Genomic DNA, 24043 nt, shown 5'->3' with positions numbered 1-24043 from the left:
CTGCCCACTGATTTGTAAAGGATAACCACGATGTCGACCCGATCCGTCCTCGGCCGCCTGGCGCTGGCCGTAAGCTTAGCTGCCGGCGCACTCAACGTGCACGCGGCCAACGAACAGTATTTCCCCCTGCAGAGCTACCGCGTTGGCCCCTATGCCGCAGGTGGTACCGGTTTCTTCGGTGGTTTTATCGATTACCTCAAGTACGTCAACGCCCAGGGCGGCGTGAATGGCGTCAAGCTGACCTGGAGCGAGTGCGAGACTGAATACGTCGTGGAGAAGGGGGTGGAGTGCTACGAGCGCCTCAAGGGTGGGCTCAACGGCGCACCGGCTGCCGCCACCAATCCGCTGTCGGTGGGTATCGCGTATGCCACCCTGGAGCGCTCCACGGCCGACAAGCTGCCGCTGATCACCATCAACCACGGGCGTACCGATTCCACCGACGGCAGCGTATTCCCTTACGTCTTCCCGCTGCAGCTCAATCCCTATTCCGAGGTATCGGCCATCGTCAACTGGATCGCTCAGCAGGCAGGCGGCGAGCAGGGGCTCAAGGGCAAGAAGATCGTCACGCTCTTTCACGGTTCGCCCTACGGCAAGGAAACCAACGAGGTGCTGCAGGCCCTGGCGGACAAGTACGGTTTCGAGTTGAGCCTGCTGGAGGTACCGCACCCCGGCAACGAGCAACAATCACAGTGGCTGAACATCCGCCGCCTGAAGCCGGACTGGGTCATCCTGCGCGGTTGGGGCGTGATGAACCCGGTGGCGCTGAAGACCGCGCAGAAGGTCGGTTTCCCTGCCGACCGCATCATCGGCAATATCTGGAGCAATTCCGAGGAAGACGCGGCGCCTGCCGGCGCTGCAGCCAAGGGCTTCATCGCCATCACCACGCATCCGTCCGGTACCGAGTTCCCGGTGTTGCAGGGCATCAAACAGGCGGTGGTGGACAAGGGCCAAGGCGACCTGGCCGATCCGAAGCGCTTCGGCACGGTGTACTACAACCTCGGCGTGGTCAACGGCATCCTCAACGTCGAGGCGTTGCGTCTGGCTCAGGAGAAGTTCGGCAGGCAACCGCTGAGTGGCGAGCAGGTGCGTTGGGGCTTCGAACACCTGAACCTGGACGATACCCGCCTGCAGGCACTCGGCGCCAAGGGGCTGGTGCAGCCGCTGAAACTATCCTGCTCCGACCATGAAGGCGGTGGCGCGGTGCGCTTCCAGCAGTGGGACGGGCAGAAGTGGAAACTGATCAGCGACTGGGTACAGGCCGACCGCGCGTTCTTGCGGCCGATCATCGAGGCCTCGTCGCATCAATATGCCAAGGAAAAGGGTATTACCCCGCGTGATTGCAGCCAGGAAGGCTGAGCGCGCCGGCAGGGCCGGTGGCGTCCCCCCGGCCTCTCAGATTGATAGTTGCATCGCCCGCTCAGGGCGCGTCTGGGGCTCTGGCCGGCGCCGATTGACCACCAGTTCGCCGATGGCGATCAGTCGGGCGCGGGTGATGTTGCGGCTCAGGCCCAGCAGGCTGGCCGTGTGCACCTGGTTGCAGTGGCAGAAACGATAGGCACTGCGTAGCAGGCTGTCCTCGACCTTCTCGTGCAGGCCGCCGGCCTGCTCCTCGAACAGGCGCTGAAAGGCTCGCAGCAACTGTTCTTCGGCGCTTTCGGCGGTGCTCACCGGCGACTTGTCCTGGCGCTCGATGCGCAGGTGCGACAGGCGCAGGTCGTCGTCCTGCACCAGGCCATTGCGGCACACCAGCAGGGTGTGGTGGATGACGTTTTCCAGCTCGCGGATGTTGCCGGGCCAGTCGTAGCTCACCAACTTGCGTTCGGCCTCGGGGGACAGGCGTACTTCGCCGTAACCCAGGCGGTTGCAGTAGGTCTTGATGAAGTGTCGGGTCAGCGGCAGGATGTCGCCCGGGCGTTCTCGCAGCGGATAGAGTTGCAGGCTGACCACGTTGAGGCGGTAGTACAGGTCTTCGCGGAAGTTGCCGGCAGCGATGGCCTTGTCCAGTTGCACGTTGGTGGCGGCGACCACGCGCACGTCGATGGGGATGCTCTTGCGCGAGCCCAGGCGCACCACTTCACGCTCCTGCAGCACGCGCAACAGCTTGACCTGTATGGCCATGGGCAGGTCGCCGATTTCGTCGAGGAACAGCGTGCCGCCGTTGCCCTCCTCGAACCAGCCGGCCTTAGCCGCCAGGGCGCCGGTGAAGGCGCCTTTCTCGTGGCCGAACAGCTCGGCCTCCACCAGCGACTCGGAAAAGGCGCCACAGTTCACCGCGACGAAGGGGCCGTTGCGCCGTCCGCTGAGGTTGTGTATGTGGCGTGCGACCAGCTCTTTGCCTGTGCCGGTTTCGCCAATGATCAGGACGCTGGCTTCGCTGGGGGCGACCTGTTGCAGGTGGGCGAGCAGCGCCTGCGATCTAGCGTCTTCAAAGACCTGTGCGGTTGCCCGGATCGATGTCGCCAGTGACGGCGAAGGGGGGAGGGTCAGCAACTGCATGGCGATTCCTATGAGTAGAAAGATGGGGTGGGTCGCGTGTGGCTCAGTGCCCACTCACCCAGCTCGTGGAGTTTGTAGTCCAGCGGGTCGTGCAGGCTCTGGGTACGCAGGTTGCGCCAGTAGCGATCGAGGCGCAGCGAGGCGTGGGTCGCGCGTGCGCCAGTGACCTCGAACAGGCGGTTGCAGATGTCCAGGCCAGTGCGTGCCGCCGCCACCTTGGCCGTGGCGATGGCCAGCGCCAGTTGCGCACGCTCTTCGGCGCCGAGCGCCTGCTCCTTGTGCCAGGCCGCGTCGAGTTGCGTAGCGGCGCGCTCCACCAACAGGCGCACGCCCTCCAGACCGACCCAGAACTCGCCGTAGTGGCGCAGGATGTAAGGGTCTTCGCTGACATGTCGGGCTGTGGAGCGGAACCACGGGCGGCCTTCCTTCAGGGTGTAATGGCGAGCCTCTTCCAGAGCGCCTTCGGTGATACCCAGGAACACGTTGGCGAAATGCAACTGCGCGATCAGCGGGCGCAGGCTGGCGAAGGGGGTGCTCAGCGGGCCGGGGTCGAGAAGCATCTCGTTCTCTTCGACGCGCACGCGCTCGAAAGTCGCGCTGCCGCTGTCGGTCTGGCGCTGGCCCATGTTGTTCCAGTCATCATGCAGTGTGATACCGGTCCGGCCGCTGGGGATGGCAGCGATCAGCAGCTTGCCGCCAGCACTTTCATCGACTGCAGAGGCAATCAGCATTTCCGAGTCGCTGGCGCCTGAGCAGAAACTCTTCTTGCCGGAAAACTCGTACCAACCATCGAAGCGTGTGAGTACGGTGCGGCTGTCCAGGGGGTTGAGCGCATTGCCCCAGAACCAGTTCTTGCGCGCGGTCTGCTCGAACCAGGGTTGCCACTGATCGCGGCGGGAGAACAGGCGTACGGTTGCCAGCATCAGGTGCTGAAAGCCGAAGACGTGGGCAATGGAACTGTCGACCCGGGCAAATTCGCGCACCACCTCCAGGGTTTCGCTCCAGCTAGCGCCGAGGCCGCCAAACTGGGTGGGTATGCTCAGGGCCAACAAGCCGCTCTGGCGGATAGCGTCGCGCTGGGCCTTGGGTGTGCCGCCGGCCTCGTCCCGCTCGACGGCGGTTTCGGCGAACTCCGTCGCTAGGCGGCGTGCAGTCTGCAAGGGGGTGAGCACGGCAGGTCGTAGAGGGGTTGTCACTCGGTATTCCTCGCTGGCGGGTGGGGAGGGCGGATAAGGGGGGCATAGCGGCTCCTCAGGCAATCATGTTCAGCACATACGCTTGGCGAGTCGCAGAAGTCGGCCTTGATGGCGTACACGCCGCAGGCAGCGTCAGCGCCTGGAAGAAACTGAACAGCGGGTGCAGCGGCAACAGCACCAGAGATTGGCCGTAGGCAAGCAATGACGTTGGCATCAGAAATGTCTACCCTCCAACACCGTCACCCCGATCCATCGCGGGTCTGATGAAAGTATAAAAGTCGATTTATATCTCTAAAAATAATAAAAAATAATATTTATATTCATTTTAGCAATATTAATCATCTAGGACAGCAGACTTGTTCAACGCTGTTTCCCACGCAACAGCAGCCATGCAACGTTGCTGCCTCCTCAACACCATGCCGTCAGGGCAAAACCCCATCCCGCGCTTGATTACGCGGGTTTTGGCCGATTGGCATGGAGCCTGCTTCGCTGCCCTGGAATCCATTGAACGCCAGGGGGCGACGTGATCGCTGATAAATACCCACAGATTGCCAACGACCCTTTGGAAACCACTGCGCGGATCAGCGCAGACGCCCTTGGCTCTGTATCGATTCACGATATTGCGCTGGAATTTCGTGCGGTCACCAAACGGTACGAGGGGAGCCGGTCAGACTCCACCAACGCGGTTGAGCAAGTGAACCTCGCGGTGCGGCGTGGCGAAGTGCTTTGCTTGATGGGTACATCCGGCAGCGGCAAGTCGACTTTGCTGCGCCACGTCAACCGGTTGATAGAGCCGAGCAGCGGCGAGGTGCTCATCGACGGTGAGGTCCTGAGCAGCTTGACGCAGCCTACGCTGCGCCAGCTGCGGTCGCAGCGCATCGGCATGGTGTTCCAGCATTTCGGTTTGCTGCCGCATCGAAGCGTGCTCGACAACGTGGCCTTGCCCCTGGAATTGCGCGGTGAGCCAGAAAGTACTCGCCGCACAGCGGCACTACGGCAGTTGCAGGCGGTGGGGCTGAAAGCGTGGAGCGAGCGTTTTCCCCACGAGTTGTCTGGTGGCATGCAGCAACGTGTCGGGCTTGCGCGGGCGTTGGTCACCAATCCTGACATTCTGCTGATGGACGAACCCTTCAGTGCACTGGATCCCACCATCCGCCGCGATTTGCAGGGGCGATTCCTGCAACTGGTGCGCGAACGGGGAATCACGACGCTGCTAGTGACCCACGACCCGGGTGAGGCGTTACGTCTGGCAGACCGTATCGCCGTCTTGCGCGGTGGTCGGCTGATTCAGGTCGGCACCCCGGGTGAATTGCTTGAACACCCGGCGGACGAAGGCGTGGCGGATTTCTTCGACGAGCGGCCGCATATCGGCCCGAGCATTGCGTCGTCTAGCGACGAGGTGCTCAGCGAGCCAGCGTCGGCCGAGCTGCCAGCGCGATCGACAATCCATTGGATTCGCCAAAGCGTGTTGGGCCCGGCAGCGCTCGCTGCCGCCGGACGAGGTGGTTGGTTCTGGCTGGCGCTGCTGGTGGAGGTGGCGGCCCTGGCCATGCTTGCTGGCGCGTGGCGCGAGGGGGCGGGGTGGCTATCGGCCACAGCACTGGCAGTGCTGCTGGTCAATCGCTTGGGTTGTGCTTGGGTGAGCCTGCACGGCCACGGCCGTGACTCACCGGGTGTCGCTTTACCCTTGGCGCTGCTACTGGTGAGTCAGGCACTGACCGTATGGCGCGCCCTGACGCCAGAGGCTGCCGGGACATTGGTGCAGTTTCCCTCCGATCGCGACAGTATGCTGGCGGCCGCTGGTGCCATCGACGCGTTGATTGGCTGGTCTCAGGTAACCTTCGAAAGCGCATTCGTCGGGGTGATCGTGGCGGTGCGCACCGTCATCAATGGCGTCGAAGGTGCGCTGGGCTGGATTCCGTGGCCGGTACCGGCGCTTGCATTGGTCTACCTGGCCTGGCGCTCCGCCGGCGCGATCCTGGCCCTGACGACTGCGTTAGCCCTGGGGTATATCGGCCTGTTCGGTTTCTGGGAGCGTACGATTTCCACCATCGCTCTGGTCGGCGCTTCGGTGCTGCTGTCGCTGCTGATCGGCATTCCCACCGGCATTCTTCTGGCCAAGCGGGCGCTGGCTCGGCGCTTGGTCACGCCGCTGTTGGATGTCATGCAGACCTTACCAACCTTCGTCTACCTGATTCCAGCGGTGGCCTTCTTCTCGGTCGGGAAGACGCCGGCGGTGATCGCCACGGTGATTTTCGCCCTGGCGCCGATGATCCGTCTCACCGCCCTGGGTATTCAGGAGGTGCCCAAGGCCGCGGTGGAGGCTGCGGTTGCCCATGGCGCAACGCCCTGGCAGACGCTCACCCGGGTCGAGTTGCCATTGGCCTCCGGCTCTCTGTTGCTGGGGGTGAACCAGACCATCGTGATGAGTCTGTCCATGGTCGTCGTGGCAGCACTGATTGGTGCCGGAGGCCTTGGCTACGACGTCATGACCGCCTTGCGCAACATCAAGGGTGGTGAGGGCGTCCTGGCGGGTATTGCCATTGTTTTTTGTGCCCTGGTGCCCGACCGGATCATTCAGGCATCCCTTCGCAAACGTCATCATTCTACTCAGGAGTAACAGGTTCCATGACCCGATTCCTTTCCCGCGGGCTTGCCGGGTTCGCTCTGCTGGCCGCGCTGGTACCGGCGACAGCAAGCTTCGCCAAGGACAAGATCGTTATTGGCGAGCAGAACTGGACCGGCGCCATCGCCATCCAGTACATCCTCGGCGACATCATTTCCAATCGCCTTGACGGCGAGGTTTCCTACCTGGCCGGTGATCTGCCGATATTGTTCGCCGCCGCTGCCAAGGGTGACGGTTCGGTGGACGTGCTGACCGACATCTGGCTGCCGAACCAATCAGCAGCCTTCGCCAAGTACGTGACCGGCGGGACCCATTCGCTTATTCCCAACAAGCAACCTTATGTCGGAGTGCAGGGCTTCTATATTCCGGGTTACATCCAGGACAAGTACAACGTTAAGTCGGTGTATGACCTGAAAAAGCCAGAGGTCGCCAAGTTGTTTGCTCCGCTGGGCGGCGGCAAGTCGCAGTTGTTGGTCGGGCCGGCAGGTTGGGAGTCGACGTATATCGGCCAGATAAAAGCCAAGGATTTCGGTTTTGATGGCAACTTCGAGTCGGTCTCCACGGAGGCCTCGGTGACTTACGCGAAGCTGGATGCTGCCTACAAGGCCGAGCGTGGGGTGATTTTCTACGCCTACACACCGGACTGGATCTTCTCCGCCTATGACCTGCGCCGTCTCGATGAACCGCCATTCGATGGCTATGCCCAGGACAACAAGAAGGGCGACCCGTTGTACAAGGCTGACGGCTGCTGGAAATTCATCAGCCCGACCGTGGATGCCGACTGGCTGAACAAGAGCAGCATCACCTGCGCGTATCCCGATGCGAAGGTGCACATCCTCGCGTCTTCTGCGCTACGCCAGCGCGCACCGCGGATTGCCGCCTTTCTGGAGAACGTGAGTATCGATCCGGCCTCCCTCAACGACCTGATCCTCAAGATCGAGCGTGAGAAGCAGCCGGCGGATGCTGCGGCCAAAGCCTGGGTCGCCGCCAATCAGGCGACCGTCGATCGTTGGTTGAGTGCCACTGGCACCCAGGTGGCTGCCCAATGACTCGGCGTGCCTGGACTTTGCTCGATGGTGGGATGGGACGAGAACTCAAGCGGATCGGCGCACCCTTCCGGCAGCCGGAATGGTCGGCACTGGCGCTGTTCGAAGCGCCCGAATACGTGACGCAGGTTCACCGAGCGTTCATTGCCGCCGGGGCCAGGGTAATCACCACCAACAGCTACGCGGTGGTGCCGTTTCACATTGGCGAGGAACGCTTTGCGCGCTCCGGGCGGGCGCTGGCTGAACTGTCCGGGCGGCTTGCCCGTGGTGCTGCCGACGAGGCGGGTGCTTCGGTACAGGTCGCCGGCTCACTGCCGCCGGCGTTGGGGTCGTATCGCCCGGACCTTTTTGATCCAGCCCGTTCCCAGGCCATCCACCGTGAATTGATCTGCGGCCTGACGCCCCATGTGGACTTCTGGTTGGCGGAAACCCAGAGCTCCCTGGCCGAAGCGCGCGCCGTGCATGCGGCCCTGGACGGCGATGGCAAGCCGCTCTGGCTGTCCTTCACGTTACTTGATCCCGACACAGAGCACGCGGTGCCTTTGTTGCGCTCGGGTGAAAGCGTGCAGCAGGCAGTTTTGCTGGCGCTTGAACTGGGGGCCAGCGCCTTGCTATTCAATTGCAGCCAACCGGAGAGCATGGGCGCAGCGCTGCGCAGTGCCCGGCAGGTGTTGAAGCAGGAGGCTCGCGAGTTAGCGCTGGGTGTCTATGCCAATGCCTTTCCTCCAGTCCGTGAAGATGCCCAGGCCAACGATACGCTGCTCGATATTCGTGCCGACCTAGGGCCCGAGGCGTACCTGCAGTGGGCGCAGCAGTGGGTCGAGGAAGGGGCTGACATTGTGGGCGGCTGCTGCGGCATCGGCCCGGAGCACATCGCCCGACTTGACGAGCATCTGCAAGCCTGCAAGCAGGGGATGGAATAAGCGAAACAGAGGAGGCCGCGCTTGGCGAAGGCTGTTTCTGGCGGCTGGAGCGGGCGTTGCGTGAGCTTGGCGGTGTGATCGACAGCCGCGTCGGGTGAGGCAGACGGGCAGCGAAGTGCGCCTCTACCCAAGTATCAAACAACCACCCACCGCTGGGTCATCTGGCTGTTGCCTATGGCCGGCTTTGCGTCGGGGCTGGTTTATCACCTGATCGGCAAGCCGGTGAACTCGGCAATAACCTACTGATCGACGAGATTCACGACCCGAAGAAAACCGTTCCGCTGCGCAGGGTGCCTCTGGTGCTTGCGGGTACGGTGATATCCCGCTTCTGGAACTATCGTGCTGTTTCAAGCAATCGATTTTGTCATTTTACGACCCCTCTCCAAGCCCCATTGAGCTGCATGAATCAAAGGTTTCAGGGCGCGCTGGGATTTCTCACAAAAAGCACTGATGGCACGTTGACTCTCCCCTTAGGGGGAGACTTTAGACTCCCGGCCCCCGATAGATCTGGCCTCAAAACAGCTTTTTTTGGCCCGATGACTTTATTCATTCAATGCGGCTTTTGTAGGGAAACACTCAATGAATAATCCGTTGGAATTGGACAGCGTCATCAGCAGTACACAGGATATTCTTGCGCAGTTGCTGGTGCTGGATAGGGGCGACGTGACAGAGCACAGCAGTATTGTTGACGACCTCAGCGCCGACTCGCTGGACATCGTCGACCTGAGCTTCCAGCTGGGCCGTCAGTACGGTTGCACCTTGCCGAAAACCAGCGTGCTGGATCACGCGGTAGCGGTGTTCGGCGACGCCACCCGGTTTGTCGAAAATGGCCGAATCACGCAGGACGGCGTGGCCTTGCTGGAGCAGAGCCTCAGCGCTTATGCGCCGGGCCAGTTGCACGTGGGCATGCAGCCGGGCGATGTCTTCTCGGCCACCACCGTGCGTAACTGGGCGCAGCAATGCCATAACGTTTTCAACTACCTCCCCGAGACCTGCCCTGAGTGTGGCGCGGTTCATGCCCAACTCAATGAACGCCAGCAAGTGGTGTGTGGCGGTTGCAGTGCTCGCCTGACCCCTCTGGACGGTGACTCGATCTCGCGTCTGTTGGTTGAGCAGTACGCGGCCGCCCAGTTGAAGGCTTCGGCGTAGGGGGTGCCTTGATGCAGGCCCGAGAGGTTCTGGTCACCGGCTATGGACTGGTGGCTCCCACGGCACTGGATGCGGCCTCGCTGTTCACCACGATCAGCGAAAACCGTTCCTGCATTGGCCAGCACCCGGCGTTTGTCGAACTGGGGTTTGCGAACCCGGCGGCCGGATTTATCGATGAGCAACAATGGCAGGTCATCGCGGCGGCCTTTCCGGGCGACCTGCAGACCACCTCCCGCCAGGAATGGCTGGCGCATTACGTGGCCCGTCAGGCGCTGGCCCATGCCGGGTTGGCCGACGGCGCTTTTGCCCGAGTCGCCAGCGGTATTTTCGTCGGGGCCAACAAATATTGCGTGAGCGGTGATTTGCGGGACGCCAGCCGTTACATGGACGATCAGGGGCGGGTCGATCTCGACCAGTTCCTGGATAACCACACCCTCAGCGGTGGGGCGTTTGCCCGGCGGGTTGATCAGCAAACCCGCCATCTCGCCGAATGGCTGGGTGTACGTGACCATATTTCCACACATTCCGATGCCTGTGCCGCCGGCACCATGGCCATCGGCAGCGCCTATCGAGCGATCGCCCGTGGCGAGATCGACCTGGCGTTGTGTGGCGCGGTGGAGTTGATGGCCCATGAATTGTCCTACTACAGCTTTGATGGGCTGGGCGCACTCTGCCAGCGCGTGGACTTTTCCCCGCAAGAACAGAGCCGGCCATTCATGCCGGACCGCTGCGGCTTTGTGCTGAGTGAAGGGGCGGCGCTGTTGGTGCTGGAATCCCGCGAGCATGCCGAGCGTCGTCAGGCCTGTTCGCTGGGCCGGGTGCTGGGTTACGCGAATCTGTGCGAGGCAGAGAAAATCACCTCCAGCAGCCGCGACGGCAGCAAGTATGCCGCCTGCATGACGGCGGCCCTGGCCGATGCCGAACTGACCAGTGCGGCTGTGGACCATGTGAATGTTCACGGTACGTCGACACAGGCCAATGACCGTTGCGAGGCCCTGGGCCTGGCGCAGGTTTCGGCGAAACCCTGGAGCAGATGACGTTCACCGCCAACAAATCTGCCGTAGGGCATTCGTTGGCCGGCAGTGGTGCCATTGAGGCGGTGCTGTCGTTGATGAGCATTCAGTTGGGCGTGGCCTTGCCGACCCTCAATTTTCAGCCGGAAAAATCCGAATTTCCGGCGTTGAAATTCCTTTGCGAACCGTTGCAGCAACCGATCAATGTCGTGCTCTCCAACTCCTTCGGGTTTGGTGGCGTGAACAGTTCGTTGGTGCTGGGCAGGGCATGACATGACCAGATCCAATTCAACTGCTGTTTATATCACTGCGGCGTCGGTACTCAACGCTGCCGGTACTGAATGTGCGCCTCGTGACAGTCAACCTCAGGCCGCGCAACCGCTGGATTTCGACCCGGCACGTCTGGCCCATTGTGTCGCAGCGCCCGCCTTGCCGGCGGGTGTGTACGACCGCAGACTGTCCCGCAGCCTCGAGCCTCAGGGCGCGCGCCTGCTGTATTGCGCCGGCCGTCTCGCCGAGACCTTGCGTGGGCTGGAGCTGCCCGACGAGCGGATCGCATTGACCGCTGCCATTCCGGAAGTGGATGGCCCCAGTTCGTGCTGGGATGCAGTGCAGGCCATCGGCGCACAACCGGCAGATCTGTTGGCGCAATTCTTTGCCCACACACCGCCGCTGCATGCGCTGATGATGCTCAACAGCAGCGTCATGGCCCACGCGGCTGAGGCCTTGCGTTGCAAGGGGCCCATGGGTGGTTTTTGCTCCCAGGGCAATGCGGGGCTGGATGCTTTGATGGAGGCCGCTGCCCATCTGAGCGAAGGCCGTGCCGATGCTGCCGTCGTCGTCAGTAGCAGTCCGAACATCACCCCGGCGTTGTACCTGCGTGACGCTACTCACCCACCTGTGAACCCCGGCCCGTGGGTTTTCGGCGAAGGTGCTGCGGCACTGTTGCTGACGACCAACCCGGGCAGCGGTGCTCGATCTGCGTTGCGTATTGCCGGGTTTGCCCGTGGTTACAGCGCGCAACCCGAGCGTGGACTGGCGGTTGGTCGCGACGTCATTGAGCGCGCTTTGAGCAACGAAAAACTGTGCCTCAACGATATCGGGCAAGTCGTCGCCGATGCACAGGATCCGCAGATTGCCGCGTTGTTTAGTCTATCGGGGCACACCCTCGAACACTCCAAGGCGTTGCTAGGTGACTTGGGCGCCAGCGCCTTGCTCAGCGAAATCGCTGTGACCTGGGCACTGGATTGCAGCCGTTACACGCTGTTGCTCGAACATAGCCGAGGCGGGCATTGGGGCGCGGTACTGCTGGCCAGAACGTCGTCGGACACAGAGACAATGGAGAGTTACCCATGAGCCCCACACGGATCGTGATCACGGGCATGGGCGCCGTCACCGGCTTCGGTTTCGAGTGGCAGTCCATGTGGCAAAGAATGTTGGCCGGCGAGCATTGCATTCGGCCATGGCAACCGGAAGGCGTCGAGGCGGGTGCGTTCCCCGTGCGTTACGCAGCGCCCGTGGATATGGGCTTGATGCCGGCACACTTGAAAGACCATCCGGCCTGGGGATTGTCGCTGGAAAAACGCACCCGCTTTGGCTGGATCGCGGCCACCCAAGCCATTGCCGATAGTGGTCTGAGCCCCGAACAGTTGCGTGGCGCGGCGGTATTGTCAGCGTCCGGCGCACCTGCTCATCGTTTGCAGGACATGCTGCTCAGCCTGGCGGATAACCCGGCGCAGGCGCCGTCCTGGGCTCAATTGATGGCGCGACAGGCGCAGGTCGATCCTGACAGTTCACTGCGTCAGAGCAACGACCGCCTTGCGCGGGTGATTGCCGATGGCATCGGCAGTGAAGGCCCGGTGATCAATGTCAGCAGCGCCTGCGCGGGAGCGTCCCAGGCCATCGGCAATGCATTCCAGATGATCCGTCGCGGCGAGGTCGAGCTGGCCATTGCCGGGGGCGCCGATTCGGTGCTTAGCCTGGACACCATGACCGCGCTGTATCTGCTCGGCGCCGCCAGCAGCGAACAGCGTTGGGGCACCGAACTGTGTCGGCCGTTCGATCGCCATCGCAGTGGCTTGATTGCGGGTGAGGGCGGTGGTTTTGTCGTGCTCGAAACCCTCGAACGGGCGCTCGCCCGAGGGGCAACGCCGTACGCCGAAGTGCTGGGTTTCGGCAGCAGCCTGGATGCCTACAAAATCACCGCACCCGACCCGCAGGGCCGGGGCGCGGTGCTGGCGATGCAGGCGGCCCTGACGGATGCCGGGCTGGCGCCGCAACAGGTCGATCTGATCAATGCCCACGGTACGTCGACACCCCTCAACGATGCCGCCGAAACCCTGGCGATCAAGACCCTGTTCGCCGAGCGCGAACATTATCGGCGGTTGCTGGTGACGGCCAACAAATCCCAGTTCGGCCACCTGATTGCGGCCGCCGGAGCACCGGAGTTCATGCTCACGGCCCTGGCCTGCCGGGATGATCGGGTCACGCCGACCCTGAACTTGCAGGATGCCGACGAACAATGCGACCTCGACTACTGCGCCCACCAAGCGGTCAAGCGCAAGGTCGACGTTGCCCTGAGCAACTCCTTCGGTTTCGGCGGCCTCAACACTTCACTGGCGCTTGGCAAGTACCGGGAGGCGCCGCGATGAAACAGGCGGTCGCGATTGCCGGTGCGGGTTGCGTGTTGCCCAGCGGCTGGGGTGTCGAGTCTTTCTGGGCGGCCGCAACCGAAGGGCGAAGTGCAATTACGGCGCTGAACGCCCGACGGTTCAGCAGCGAACGCGTGGTGGCGTTCGGGCAAATTCAGGATCAGGACCACCAACGCAGCCGACAAGACCTTGCGCAAAACCTTCAGCGTTACTGCACGCCGGCAGTGATCTGGGGTGTCAGCGCGGTACGTCAGGCGTTGGAAGAAGCCGGCCTGGCCGATGAGCAGCCGGATGTCCGTTTCGGTTTGTATTGCTGTCAAGGCGGCTACACCCATCCGTCTCTGGAATCCTATGCCGAGTTGTTGCACGGCTGTCGGCAGGACGGCGTCGCCGACATGGCGGCGTTCGCCAAACGGATCCTGCAAGACCGTGCCCAGGACCCTTTTCTGGTGCTCAAAGGCTTGAGCAACTGCTTGCTGGGTGTCACCAGCCTGGCGCTGAAACTGGTGGGCGAGTGCAACGCCTATATGCAAGGTGTCGCCGGCAACCTGGCAGCCTTGCGTGAGGCTACGGCCGCTTTGCAGGCTGGCCGAATTGACGCGGCAATCGTTGTCGGCGCGGGCAGCGAGCTGGATGCCCTGGCGCTGTCCGGGTTGGTCCAGGCGGGTGTCATCAGCGCCAACGGCTCGAACACGCTGCTGCCGTTCGACCTTCGGGGCACCGGCGGCATTGCCGGGGAGGGCGCGGCAGCGTTGGTGCTGCGCCGGCGCGAAGACCTGTCGGCCGGTCCTCAGGCGTGCCTCGCCGACATGACGGCCCATGCCTCCCTCGGTCGCTTGAGCCTGCCCGACAGCCCAACCGATGTGTTGGTGTGCAGCGGCACCGGCGATGCGCACAAAGACCGCGTGTTGTGCCAGACGCTGGCCCTTGCGCGCGCCTCGCACATCACCAGCGGGTTGGCGATCAACGGCATTCTCAGCGCGGCGCCGAGCCTGGTGGATCTGATGCTTGCGCGTTGCGCATTGCAGGCCCAAAGCGTGCCGCCGATTGCCGGTTTGCAGCAGCCAGTGGCGAACCTGCCGTTCATTCAGGGCGCGCCCCACGCCGCGAGCCTTGCGCATTGCCTGGTGCTGAACCGCGACGACAACGGATTCAGCGCCGCCTATCAAGTGCACTACAGCGCAAAGGTCACTCAGGACTGCCGCTGACTACCGCCTCTTTTTTTACTTTCAAGGGATATGACTGTCATGGATTATCGCGATTTCGTTCGGCCCAAATTCGTCGGCCTGCTGCAGGCACTGGGCCTGGAGTGTGAATTTGAGCGCGCCCTCGGTAGCCAGTTGTTCTACCGCAACCCCAAGGGCGACATGGTCACGGTCACCGACTTTCTCGGCGGTTACGGTGCGGCACTGTTCGGCCACAACGACCCACAGTTTGTCGATCAGCTATGTGCGCTGCTGCGCAGCGACGTGCCGTTCAACGCACAAATGTCGATCCGCGGTGCGGCCGGGCAATTGGGGCGAGCGCTCAGCGACGCCTTCAATCGCGAACTGAAGAACACCGAACGTTATATTTCGACTTTCTCCAACAGCGGCGCGGAGGCGGTGGAAATCGCCGTCAAGTACGCGGAGTTCCGTCGTCAGAAGAGCCTGCAAAAGCAGTTCGACGACATCGATTTCACCCTGGCCAGCCTGACCGCCAGCGAACACGCTTACCGCGAACTGGATGTGGCCGACCTCGACCTGCCTGCAGGTGTCCTGCCGGCCACCCTTAACAGCGTGACCTTGCGTCAGGTGGTTGAAGCCGTTCGCCAACACAACCTGGCGCAGTTGCACATCGAACCGGTATTCGTCGCCCTGCGCGGCAGCTTCCACGGCAAATTGGTCAATACCGTGCAACTGACCTATGGCCGTCAGTACCGCGCGCCGTTTGCCCGTTTTGGGCTGAACGTCGAGTTCATCGACCCACAGCAGCCCCATCAGTTGCAGGAATTGCCGGCCCGGCACACGCACCATTGGTTGAGCCTGCAATGGGACGGCGAACACCTGCACGTGCTGCAATTGCCGTTCAGTGCAATTACCGCCGTGTTGATGGAACCGATTCAGGGCGAAGGCGGTATCAACGAGTTCGCGGCCGAGTTCTATCTGGGGCTGCGCAAGCTGTGTAACGAGCAACAATGCCCGCTGGTGGTCGATGAAGTGCAGTCGGGTTTTGGTCGCGCCGGGACGTTTCTTGCCAGCAGCCAGTTCAACCTGCAAGGCGACTACTACTGCCTGTCCAAGGCACTCGGCGGCGGCTTGATGAAAATCGCCGCGACGGTGATCCGCAGCAGCCACTACGAAGGCGAGTTCAGCTATATCCACAGCTCGACCTTCGCCGAGGACGATCCGTCCTGCCATATCGCGCTGTCGGCATTGCGCCGGTTGTTCGCCGATGACGACGCGATGCTCAAAGACATACGCACCAAGGGCGCCTACCTCAAAGCCTCGCTCAATGAACTGAAGATGGCCTATCCGGATGTGATCGCCGATGTGCGCGGGCGTGGCTTGCTGGTGGGGCTGGAATTGCACGACTTGAGTGTCAGCAGCTCGCTGGTACAGGCGTCGGCCCAGTACAACGATGCCTTGGGTTACTTGATCGCCGGTTACCTGTTGCAATTCGAAGCGTTGCGGGTAGCACCTTCGGGCAGCAACTCCAACGTGATTCGCCTGGAGCCGCCAGCCTGTATCACCCTGGGCGAAATCGACAAGCTGATCGCTGCCCTGCAACGGGTCTGCGACATGCTGCGCCGTGGCGATGCCTTGCCGTTGGCTGCGGGTATCTGCGCGGACTCGATGCCCGCCTTGCCAGCCCGTCAGGACGATTTTCGGGTGACCGAGCCCGTTGAAAACAGGGATGCCAAGGTCGAAGTCGTCGCTCGGGTAGCGTTCATCAACCACCTGATCGATGCCGATATCCTCGGTGACGTCGATCCCTCGTTGGCAGCCCTGAGCCCGGAACAAAAACGCACGTTCATCAATCGCACCAAGCCTGAGCGCCGCGCTGTGCCAGTCGGCCCGGTGATCATTCGGTCGCGCCTCGGCATGGCGGTGGAGTTCACGTTATACCCGCTGTGCATGGACTCGGATGCCATGGCCGAGTACATCCGCAGCGGTGACCTGGACAGCATTCGCGAAGAAGTCGGCAGGCGTGTCACTGATGCCCGCGCCGATGGCTGCAGCATCGCCGGCCTCGGGATGTACACCTCGATCGTCACCAACAATTGTCAGGCGCTGAAGATTGCCGACATGGCGCTGACGTCCGGCAATGCCCTGACCATCGGCATGGGGCTCGAAGCCATCGAGCAAGGCTGTGTACAGCAAGGTCTGGCACTTTGCGAGCAAACCGCTGCCGTTGTCGGTGCCGCCGGTAACGTTGCGTCGACCTATGCCTCGGTGCTGTCCGCCACCGTCGATCACCTGATTCTGATTGGCAGCGGTCGTGATGGCTCGGTTCGGCGCCTGGAGAAAACCGCGCAACAGATTTACGCCGACGCGGCCCGTTCGATCCTCAAAGGCACGGCCGAACACGACCGGTTGGCCCAGCGACTGCTGACCCTTGATGGTTTTCGTGGCTTGTTGCACTCACATGGCCAAAAAGCCGACCTCGGTTTGCACATCGCCCGTCTGGTGGATGAGCGCCTTGGCGCGAACGCCTTCATCACGGTCACCAACGATCTCGACGCCATCAAGGGCGCACGTATTGTCCTGTGCGCTGCCAATGCGCCTCAGCCGTTCCTCGGTGCCGAACATTTTGCCGAGCGCAGCGTGATTTGCGATATCGCCGTGCCGCTGAACGTCCATCAAGACCTGCCGAGCCAACGCGAAGACGTGCTCTACATGCACGGCGGCATCGTCCAGACGCCGTTCGACGACGGCCTGGCGCCCAACGTGCGGGCCTATCTGAAGAAAGGTCAGCTGTATGCGTGTATGGCCGAGTCGGTGTTGATGGGCTTGTCTGGCATGAGCCAGCACGGCTCCTACGGCGATATCAGCCGTGAGCAAGTGCAGCAGGTCCGCGCACTGGCCGCGACCCACGGTTTCACCCTCGCGCAATTCAAAACTCAAAACTCACTGTAAGGAGCGGTCATGACTCAGAAAATAGCTGTCGTGACCGGCGGCAGTCGCGGCATTGGCAAGTCCATCGTGCTGGCCCTGGCCGGCGCGGGTTATCAGGTTGCCTTCAGTTATGTCCGTGACGAGGCGTCAGCCGCTGCCTTGCAGGCGCAGGTCGAAGGGCTCGGCCGGGACTGCCTGGCCGTGCAGTGTGATGTCAAGGAAGCGCCGAGCATTCAGGCGTTTTTTGAACGGGTCGAGCAACGTTTCGAGCGTATCGACTCGTTGGTCAACAACGCCGGTATTACCCGTGACGGTTTGCTCGCCACGCAATCGTTGAACGACATCACCGAGGTCATCCAGACCAACCTGGTCGGCACGTTGTTGTGCTGTCAGCAGGTGCTGCCCTGCATGATGCGCCAACGCAGCGGGTGCATCGTCAACCTCAGTTCGGTGGCCGCGCAAAAGCCCGGCAAGGGCCAGAGCAACTACGCCGCCGCCAAAGGCGGTGTAGAAGCATTGACACGCGCACTGGCGGTGGAGTTGGCGCCGCGCAACATCCGGGTCAACGCGGTGGCGCCCGGCATCGTCAGCACCGACATGAGCCAAGCCCTGGTCGGCGCCCATGAGCAGGAAATCCAGTCGCGGCTGTTGATCAAACGGTTCGCCCGGCCTGAAGAAATTGCCGACGCGGTGCTGTATCTGGCCGAGCGCGGCCTGTACATCACGGGCGAAGTCCTGTCCGTCAACGGCGGATTGAAAATGCCATGAGCCAGTTACGCACGATTGTGATTACCGGCGCGGCCAATGGTATTGGCCGCGCCGTCGCGGAAAGTTTTGCAGCCCAGGCCGAGCACCTTTTGATCTTGCTTGATCGGGATCTGGCAACCTTGCAGGGGTGGGTCACCGAGGGCGAATTTGCCGCTCGTATCGAAACCCATCAAGCGAACATCGCCGATCTCGCCAGCCTGCAACTTCTGTTCAAGGGCCTGGCCGACCGGGTCGGCTTTGTCGATGTGCTGGTCAACAGCGCCGGGGTCTGCGACGAGAACGAACCCGAAGACCTCGACAACTGGCACAAGGTCATTTCGATCAACCTCAACGGCACCTTTTACGTCACCTCGTTGTGCCTGCCACTGATGGCGGATGGTGGGCGGATCGTCAACATGTCGTCGATCCTCGGCCGAGCGGGCAAGGTCCGCAACACCGCTTACTGCGCCTCCAAGCACGGCATCATCGGCATGACCAAAGCCTTGGCGCTGGACCTGGCGCCACGGCGAATCACCGTCAATGCCATCCTGCCCGCCTGGATCGACACACCGATGCTGCAAGGCGAATTGGCGGCTCAAGCGCGCATCGCCGGGATCACCCATGAGCAGATCCTGCGCAATGCCAAGAAGAAGTTGCCCCTGCGGCGCTTCATTCAGGGCGACGAAGTGGCGGCCATGGTTCGTTATCTGGCGAGCCCGCAGGCGAGTGGTGTCACGGCGCAAAGCCTGATGATCGACGGCGGTGCCGGGTTGGGAATGTAGCCATGGCTCGACTGGGATTGAACCGCGGCCTTTTGGCCGCGCTGGTCAGCCTCGGCCCGCCAGCGGCGATCGCCGAGTGGTTGCCGGAGCATCATGAAGCGGAGATCGGCGTTGCCACGGCCGTGCGTCTGCACGGTGACGACCGGGTCACGCAAAAAGCCGTGTACCTCAAGTTCAGCCTGGAGGATGCCTGGGACAGCGGCTACTACAAGGCCAAGGGCCGAGCCCGTTATGACTTCCGTTATGACGGCAACAACCCATACAGCGCGCAAGCCCGGGACGATTACCGGGCCACTGCCGATTGGCGGCACCTTTACTGGGGGCTCTACGTCGGTGACGGCGAGCTGACGGTGGGCTGGCAGCAGGTGGTGTGGGGGCGTGCAGATGAATTACGGGTGCTCGATCAGATCAACCCGCTGGATTATCGCGAGGGTGTGATCGGTCTGTTGGAAGACAGCCGCATCGCCGTGCCGATGATTCGCCTGGTGCAGCCGGTCGCCGAGTGGGAGCTGGAAGCGCTGGTGATCACTGACTTTGTGAAAAACCAGGCGCCGGCCGTCGGCAGCGAGTTCGATGCACCGATCTTTGCCACACCCGATCCGCAGATGTTCGTGGTCGATTCGCGGCCCGGTTATGACGGTCACAGTGGCTTCGGTTACGGCGCCAGTGCCAACGGCCGGGTCGGCACGGTGGATGTCAGCTTCGTTGCCCTCAACGCCCGCCAACAGGACCCGGTTTACGCCGTCGAAGGCCAGACCGAAGAGGGCCTGATTCGCCTTGAGCGGCAATTCCCGCGCTATTCCATGGGCGGTGCCGGTGTGGCCATCGATGCCGGCCACAGCATCGTGGTACGCAGTGAAGTCGCCTACTTCGACAATTGGCGCGTCACCAATCCTTACCGCGCTTACGGCAGCGACCAGACGGCTATGACCAAGTCGCTGCTGGGCGTCGATTACCTCTTGCGGGACTGGCTGATCTCGACGCAGTGGCAACATCAGCGGCTGCTCGACTGGCAGCCCGGCATGGTCCAGGACAAACGCGACGACCTGTTCACCGTGTCTGCCGAAGGCTCGCAGTTCCAGGATCGCCTCAAGACCCGTCTGGTATTCGGCATGTCGCCGCCAGCGCAGGACGACAGTTTCGTTCAGGGGATCTTCACCTACAAACCGGTGGACTGGCTCAAGTTGGGGCTCGAAGTCGATGTGTTCTTCGGCAAGCCCGACCGCCAGTTCGGTGCGTACGACAACCGCGATCAGGTGCGCTTGTCCGCCGGTTATCTGTTCTGACCACACCGGTGCGGTGTGCGAACCACTCAAACAATGAAAAGGAAATCGCCATGTTGCCCATCTTCAAGACCCTGACTGTAAGCGCACTGCTGTTGAGCGCCGCTGCCGCCATGGCAGCTGAAACACGCACGGCCGACGACATCATTCGCCAGGCCCGGGACCGCGATGACGGCAAGAGCTTCATGTCCCAGGTGTCCCTGATCCTGATCGACAAGCAAGGTAACAGCCGCATCCGCGAGTTCAGCTACCTGCAGAAGGATTACCCGGACAGCGACAAATTCACCATGTATTTCTCCGCGCCAAGTGATGTGCGTGACGTCGCCTTCCACATCGAAAACCCGCGCGAGGCCCTGGGCCTCGAAGACAGCCAGTGGATGTATTTGCCGGTCAGCCGACAGACCCGAAGGATTTCCACCACCGACAAACGCGGGGCGTTCATGGGTAGCGACTACTCCTATGCCGACCTCGACAAGATTCGCGCCGAAGACTATCGCCAAACGCTGGTTGGCGAAGAGCAGTTGCAGGGCCGCGATTGCTACGTGATCGAGCGTGAGCCGGCGACGCCTGCCGTGCTGGCCAAGACCGGCTACAACAAGCTCAAGGTCTGGGTTGACAAGAAGAACTCACTGGTGCTGCGCCAGGACTTCTTCGATGTAAAAGGTGTGATGTTCAAGCAGATGCGCACCCTGAAGACTGAAACCATCGACCAGATCGACAGCATTACCTTCAGCGAAACCGAGGACTTCATCGCCGGTACGCGCTCTCAGCTGCGCTTCAATCAGTTGCAGTACAACGTCGCGCTGGACGACCGCCTGTTCACGCAGACCGCGATCAAGCGCGGGCTGAAAGCCGGCGACTTGCCGGAATACGCCGTGTCTGCCCGCTAAGCGCCGCTCTCGATTCATCTGGAACCCTCATTCATGGAAAGATACCTGAACTTCGTCGAGCGCTATGCGCGGGCAATTGTGTTCGTGTTGGTGGCGATCACCGCCTACTTCACCTACACCCTCGGCGCGCTGATGTCGGACACCAATCCGTATCTGCTCAAGGACACTCACCCGGCGCGCAAGACGATCATTGATCTGCAGCGCGAGTTCACCGGCACCTATGACTCGGTCATGGTGGCGCTGAACAACCCCGTGAGTGTCTTCAACACCACGTCGCTGAACGCCCAGTTCGAGCTGTCCCAGGCCATACGCCAGTTGATGCTGGCGAACGATGAGGACCGTGTCGAACTGCAGCGCATCGTCGGCCTGCACAGTGACGACCCTGATGCCCAGGGTTTGCTGGTGCAGATCCTCGCCGAGGGTTTTTCGCAGAACGATTACGCTGCCGCCAAAGCGCTGCGCGACCATGGGATTGCCCGGCACTGGGACAGCCATGACCTGCAGTTTTTGAGCTTTCTTGCCGAGCGGATCAACCCGATCCAGGAAATGGCCTCGATGGCTGACCTGGAAAACATCAGTTTGAGTGCCGATGGCGAGTTGTGGATCCACAAGACCCTGCACGCCCTGGATATGGACCCGATCAAGGTCGAAGCGCAGATCATGGGCAACGAGCAGATGGTCGGTGGCGTCGTCTCGGCGGACAAGAAAGTCGCCATGGTCGTCGCTGAACTGGGCACCAAACAGGACGACGCTCAGGCCCAGTTGCGTGCCTATCACCAGGTCCGCGAGATCATCGCGAAGTACCAGGCCGCCCACCCGGAGTTCACCGATGAGGTGTTCATCGCCGGCATGCCGATCTTCATTGCGGCCCAGCAGGAAATCATCGATCACGACCTGGCGATGCTGTTCCCGATCGTGTTCCTGTTGGTGACCTCTCTGCTGGTTTTCTTCTTTCGCAAACCACTTGGCGTGGTGCTGCCGCTGTTCAATATCCTGTTCTGCACCATCTGGACCCTTGGCCTGATGGCGCTGCTGCGGGTGCCGATGGACTTGCTCACCAGTGTCTTGCCGGTGTTCCTGTTCACCATCTGTTGTGCCGACGCGATCCACGTCATGGCCGAGTATTACGAACAGCTCAATTCGGGTAAGTCTTTCCGCGAAGCCAACCGTGAAACCCAGCGCCTGATGGTCACGCCGGTAGTGTTGACAACGGTCACGACGATTGCGACGTTCCTGATTTCCACCACCAACAACATTGTCAGCATCCGCAACTTTGGCGTGTTCATGTCCATCGGCCTGACGGCGGCGCTGATCATCTCGTTGCTACTGATTCCGGCGTGGATTTCGATCTGGGGCAAAGATGCCGTCCCGCGCAAAGTGCAACTGAAAGAGTCGCTGATCTCCCACTATCTGGTGGTGTTCTGTGCCTGGCTGATTCGCTGGCGCAAGCCGGTATTGCTGGTGACCCTTCCGTTGTTGGCGATGATGACGGTGTTCACGTTCAAGGTGGATATCGAAGACTCGGGCATTGCCTACTTCAAGAAGGACAGCCCGGTGCGGATGTCCGACGAGTTCATCAACCGGGCCGGAGTCGCCGGTACATCGCCGGGCTGGATCGCTTTCGACACCAAGACTCCGCGTGGCGCGCTGACCACTGAAACCGTGCAGTTCCTCGACCGTCTGGACCAGTTCATCAAGGCCCAGCCGAACGTGAGTTACACCTATTCGGTGGCGACCTACATCAAGCGCATGAACCTCGTGCTCAACGACATGAACCCTGCTTTCCTGCGGGTGCCGCAGGCGGTGGAGCAGGTGACGGTGGTCGATGATGACGGCAAACCGGAGACCTTCGATGTCGATGGCAACTCGCTCATCGAACAACACATCATGATGTTCGAGAACGGTGGCGGCACTGACTTGCAGAACGTGCTCAATGCCGATTACTCGAAGGCGGTGACGCTGTTCACCATGACCTCCTCTGTGGCGGGCGATTACCAGGCGATGCTCGATAAACTAGACGCCTGGCTGGCCATCAACAAACCGGCCAACCTGCAGGTCACCCATGCCGGTACGCCGTACATATGGACCGGGGTGTTGCAGGAAATCACCCAGGGTCAGGTGCTGAGCTTCTCGCTGGCGTTGCTGGCCGTGACCTTGATGATGATGTTCTGGCTCAAGTCAGTACGCCTGGGCATCCTCGGCATGCTGACGTTGCTGACCACGTCGGTGACGGTTTACGGCAGCATGTACCTGTTGGATATTGAGTTGAACATCGGTACCACATTGGTGACGTTCCTGGTGGTGGGCGTGGTGGATTACGCCGTTCACCTGCTGTCACGGATCAAGATGCTGGTGCAGAAGGGCATCGAGATCGACGAGGCCATCCTGGCGGCCATGCAGGGCGTCGGGCGCTCGACGGTGGTCAACGTCGTGATCTTCTCGATGGGCTTTGTCGCGCTGCTGTTCTCCGCCTACAAACCCGTCATTGACCTGGGTGTACTGGTGATACTGGCGCTGTCATCCAGCGGCTTCATGACCATTTTGTTGGTCACGCTGATTTCGCCGTGGTTCTTTGCCTCGATTGTGCCGCAGCCAGCAGTGCAAGAGGGCGAGCAGCCGGGGGGTGGGGCTGTGCCAGGCTAAATCGCCGGGGCGCCTGCGTGCTGAAAACGGCACCGGGCGCCATGGCCGTTCAGGGGCGGCGGAGCGGATTCAGCGGGCTTTTTCCAGGTGTTCGAACTGGCATTGCATCTGAGCATCCTTGAGGCTCAGCTCAAACTCAACCAAGCCGTCATGCACTTGCTGCAAGGCCTGGATCTGCCCCATCAATTCCTGCTTTTTGTTATCGATGGCCTGCATGGCCAGATCCCAGGGCAGCTCCTGGCCGCGATGATCCTGCAGAATGGCCTGCATTTCCTTGAGCTTGAAACCGAGTTGCTGAGCGCATTTGATGAAGGTCAGCAGCTCTACGCTTTGCTGGCTGTAGATGCGGTACTTGCCTTCGCGTTGCGGTGGGGGTAGCAGGCCGATTTCTTCGTAATGGCGGATGCTTTTGACGGTGGTGCCCGACAGCTGGGCGGCTTTGCCGATGTACATGAAAATCCCTTTTTTGACGCATCAGAAGCGAAAAGATGTCGCGTGCTC

Annotated in this window: 18 protein-coding genes and 1 pseudogene; 15 read left to right on the top strand and 4 right to left on the bottom strand. The window is 61.6% G+C overall.

Annotation, left to right across the window (positions count from 1 at the left end; all coding sequences use genetic code 11):
• Window positions 1–30 precede the first annotated feature (30 nt).
• The gene (locus LU682_RS16780; protein ID WP_010953681.1) at window positions 31–1356 is read left to right on the top strand and encodes an ABC transporter substrate-binding protein; all 1326 of its coding nucleotides are present in this window, start codon (window positions 31–33) and stop codon (window positions 1354–1356) included.
• Between the two features lie 36 nt (window positions 1357–1392).
• Here the strand turns inward: LU682_RS16780 and LU682_RS16775 are convergent, their stop codons facing one another.
• From LU682_RS16775 to LU682_RS16765, 3 genes are read right to left on the bottom strand one after another with little or no spacing between them, the layout of a single operon-like run.
• Window positions 1393–2496: a sigma-54 interaction domain-containing protein gene (locus tag LU682_RS16775; protein ID WP_010953682.1), complete on the bottom strand. Its 1104-nt coding sequence runs from the start codon at window positions 2494–2496 to the stop codon at window positions 1393–1395.
• A gap of 8 nt (window positions 2497–2504) precedes the next feature.
• Window positions 2505–3692, bottom strand: a complete 1188-nt coding sequence (locus LU682_RS16770; RefSeq protein ID WP_010953683.1) for an acyl-CoA dehydrogenase family protein — start codon at window positions 3690–3692, stop codon at window positions 2505–2507.
• Between the two features lie 55 nt (window positions 3693–3747).
• A complete protein-coding gene (locus tag LU682_RS16765) occupies window positions 3748–3906 on the bottom strand; it encodes a hypothetical protein (protein WP_010953684.1) in 159 nt (52 codons plus the stop codon).
• A gap of 366 nt (window positions 3907–4272) precedes the next feature.
• Between LU682_RS16765 and LU682_RS16760 the strand changes: the two genes are divergently transcribed.
• The 14 genes and pseudogenes from LU682_RS16760 to LU682_RS16695 all read left to right on the top strand — a co-directional run bounded on the left by LU682_RS16760 (window position 4273) and on the right by LU682_RS16695 (window position 23542).
• Window positions 4273–6312: an ATP-binding cassette domain-containing protein gene (locus tag LU682_RS16760; RefSeq protein WP_370688713.1), complete on the top strand. Its 2040-nt coding sequence runs from the start codon at window positions 4273–4275 to the stop codon at window positions 6310–6312.
• A gap of 8 nt (window positions 6313–6320) precedes the next feature.
• The gene (locus tag LU682_RS16755; protein ID WP_049586219.1) at window positions 6321–7367 is read left to right on the top strand and encodes an ABC transporter substrate-binding protein; all 1047 of its coding nucleotides are present in this window, start codon (window positions 6321–6323) and stop codon (window positions 7365–7367) included.
• On the top strand, window positions 7364–8287 hold the full coding sequence (locus LU682_RS16750; RefSeq protein WP_010953687.1) for a homocysteine S-methyltransferase family protein: 924 nt from the start codon (window positions 7364–7366) through the stop codon (window positions 8285–8287). The genes LU682_RS16755 and LU682_RS16750 overlap by 4 nt, the downstream gene beginning before the upstream one ends.
• A gap of 579 nt (window positions 8288–8866) precedes the next feature.
• A complete protein-coding gene (locus LU682_RS16745; protein WP_010953688.1) occupies window positions 8867–9436 on the top strand; it encodes an acyl carrier protein in 570 nt (189 codons plus the stop codon).
• An 11-nt stretch (window positions 9437–9447) separates the two neighbouring features.
• Window positions 9448–10721: pseudogene (locus LU682_RS16740) on the top strand (beta-ketoacyl-[acyl-carrier-protein] synthase family protein).
• A 169-nt stretch (window positions 10722–10890) separates the two neighbouring features.
• A complete protein-coding gene (locus tag LU682_RS16735) occupies window positions 10891–11805 on the top strand; it encodes a beta-ketoacyl-[acyl-carrier-protein] synthase family protein (protein WP_049586325.1) in 915 nt (304 codons plus the stop codon).
• Window positions 11802–13100 carry a beta-ketoacyl-[acyl-carrier-protein] synthase family protein gene (locus tag LU682_RS16730; RefSeq protein WP_010953691.1) on the top strand — a complete coding sequence of 433 codons (1299 nt, stop codon included), beginning with the start codon at window positions 11802–11804 and terminating at the stop codon, window positions 13098–13100. The genes LU682_RS16735 and LU682_RS16730 overlap by 4 nt, the downstream gene beginning before the upstream one ends.
• The gene (locus LU682_RS16725) at window positions 13097–14308 is read left to right on the top strand and encodes a beta-ketoacyl synthase N-terminal-like domain-containing protein (protein ID WP_049586211.1); all 1212 of its coding nucleotides are present in this window, start codon (window positions 13097–13099) and stop codon (window positions 14306–14308) included. Before LU682_RS16730 ends, LU682_RS16725 begins: the two co-directional genes overlap by 4 nt.
• Window positions 14309–14347: 39 nt before the next feature.
• On the top strand, window positions 14348–17218 hold the full coding sequence (locus LU682_RS16720; RefSeq protein WP_060488902.1) for an aminotransferase class III-fold pyridoxal phosphate-dependent enzyme: 2871 nt from the start codon (window positions 14348–14350) through the stop codon (window positions 17216–17218).
• Window positions 17219–17227: 9 nt separating this feature from the next.
• On the top strand, window positions 17228–17965 hold the full coding sequence (locus LU682_RS16715) for a 3-oxoacyl-ACP reductase family protein (RefSeq protein WP_060488904.1): 738 nt from the start codon (window positions 17228–17230) through the stop codon (window positions 17963–17965).
• Complete coding sequence (locus tag LU682_RS16710; protein WP_010953695.1) at window positions 17962–18726, top strand: SDR family NAD(P)-dependent oxidoreductase; 765 nt, start codon at window positions 17962–17964, stop codon at window positions 18724–18726. The genes LU682_RS16715 and LU682_RS16710 overlap by 4 nt, the downstream gene beginning before the upstream one ends.
• 2 nt (window positions 18727–18728) lie before the next feature.
• The gene (locus tag LU682_RS16705) at window positions 18729–20012 is read left to right on the top strand and encodes a DUF1302 family protein (RefSeq protein ID WP_010953696.1); all 1284 of its coding nucleotides are present in this window, start codon (window positions 18729–18731) and stop codon (window positions 20010–20012) included.
• A gap of 50 nt (window positions 20013–20062) precedes the next feature.
• Window positions 20063–20899 carry an outer membrane lipoprotein-sorting protein gene (locus tag LU682_RS16700; protein ID WP_003253956.1) on the top strand — a complete coding sequence of 279 codons (837 nt, stop codon included), beginning with the start codon at window positions 20063–20065 and terminating at the stop codon, window positions 20897–20899.
• Window positions 20900–20932: 33 nt separating this feature from the next.
• Window positions 20933–23542 (top strand): efflux RND transporter permease subunit, encoded by a 2610-nt coding sequence (locus tag LU682_RS16695; RefSeq protein ID WP_010953697.1) that lies wholly within the window; start codon window positions 20933–20935, stop codon window positions 23540–23542.
• A 69-nt stretch (window positions 23543–23611) separates the two neighbouring features.
• Here the strand turns inward: LU682_RS16695 and LU682_RS16690 are convergent, their stop codons facing one another.
• Window positions 23612–23995, bottom strand: coding sequence for a MerR family transcriptional regulator (locus LU682_RS16690; protein ID WP_003253954.1), 384 nt, complete (start codon window positions 23993–23995; stop codon window positions 23612–23614).
• Window positions 23996–24043 lie beyond the last annotated feature (48 nt).

It is taken from the genome of Pseudomonas alloputida (genome assembly GCF_021283545.2).
Taxonomy (GTDB): Bacteria; Pseudomonadota; Gammaproteobacteria; order Pseudomonadales; family Pseudomonadaceae; genus Aquipseudomonas; species Aquipseudomonas alloputida.
Note: the sequence above shows the minus strand (reverse complement) of the source record. Positions and strands in the feature narration are given on the sequence as shown.

Coding starts and splice junctions, on each gene's coding strand:
- LU682_RS16755 (WP_049586219.1), top strand. CDS start 6,321: ATGACCCGATTCCTTTCCCGCGGGCTTGCCGGGTTCGCTCTGCTGGCC.
- LU682_RS16720 (WP_060488902.1), top strand. CDS start 14,348: ATGGATTATCGCGATTTCGTTCGGCCCAAATTCGTCGGCCTGCTGCAG.
- LU682_RS16765 (WP_010953684.1), bottom strand. CDS start 3,906: ATGCCAACGTCATTGCTTGCCTACGGCCAATCTCTGGTGCTGTTGCCG.
- LU682_RS16695 (WP_010953697.1), top strand. CDS start 20,933: ATGGAAAGATACCTGAACTTCGTCGAGCGCTATGCGCGGGCAATTGTG.
- LU682_RS16725 (WP_049586211.1), top strand. CDS start 13,097: ATGAAACAGGCGGTCGCGATTGCCGGTGCGGGTTGCGTGTTGCCCAGC.
- LU682_RS16745 (WP_010953688.1), top strand. CDS start 8,867: ATGAATAATCCGTTGGAATTGGACAGCGTCATCAGCAGTACACAGGAT.
- LU682_RS16705 (WP_010953696.1), top strand. CDS start 18,729: ATGGCTCGACTGGGATTGAACCGCGGCCTTTTGGCCGCGCTGGTCAGC.
- LU682_RS16710 (WP_010953695.1), top strand. CDS start 17,962: ATGAGCCAGTTACGCACGATTGTGATTACCGGCGCGGCCAATGGTATT.
- LU682_RS16750 (WP_010953687.1), top strand. CDS start 7,364: ATGACTCGGCGTGCCTGGACTTTGCTCGATGGTGGGATGGGACGAGAA.
- LU682_RS16780 (WP_010953681.1), top strand. CDS start 31: ATGTCGACCCGATCCGTCCTCGGCCGCCTGGCGCTGGCCGTAAGCTTA.
- LU682_RS16730 (WP_010953691.1), top strand. CDS start 11,802: ATGAGCCCCACACGGATCGTGATCACGGGCATGGGCGCCGTCACCGGC.
- LU682_RS16775 (WP_010953682.1), bottom strand. CDS start 2,496: ATGCAGTTGCTGACCCTCCCCCCTTCGCCGTCACTGGCGACATCGATC.
- LU682_RS16690 (WP_003253954.1), bottom strand. CDS start 23,995: ATGTACATCGGCAAAGCCGCCCAGCTGTCGGGCACCACCGTCAAAAGC.
- LU682_RS16700 (WP_003253956.1), top strand. CDS start 20,063: ATGTTGCCCATCTTCAAGACCCTGACTGTAAGCGCACTGCTGTTGAGC.
- LU682_RS16715 (WP_060488904.1), top strand. CDS start 17,228: ATGACTCAGAAAATAGCTGTCGTGACCGGCGGCAGTCGCGGCATTGGC.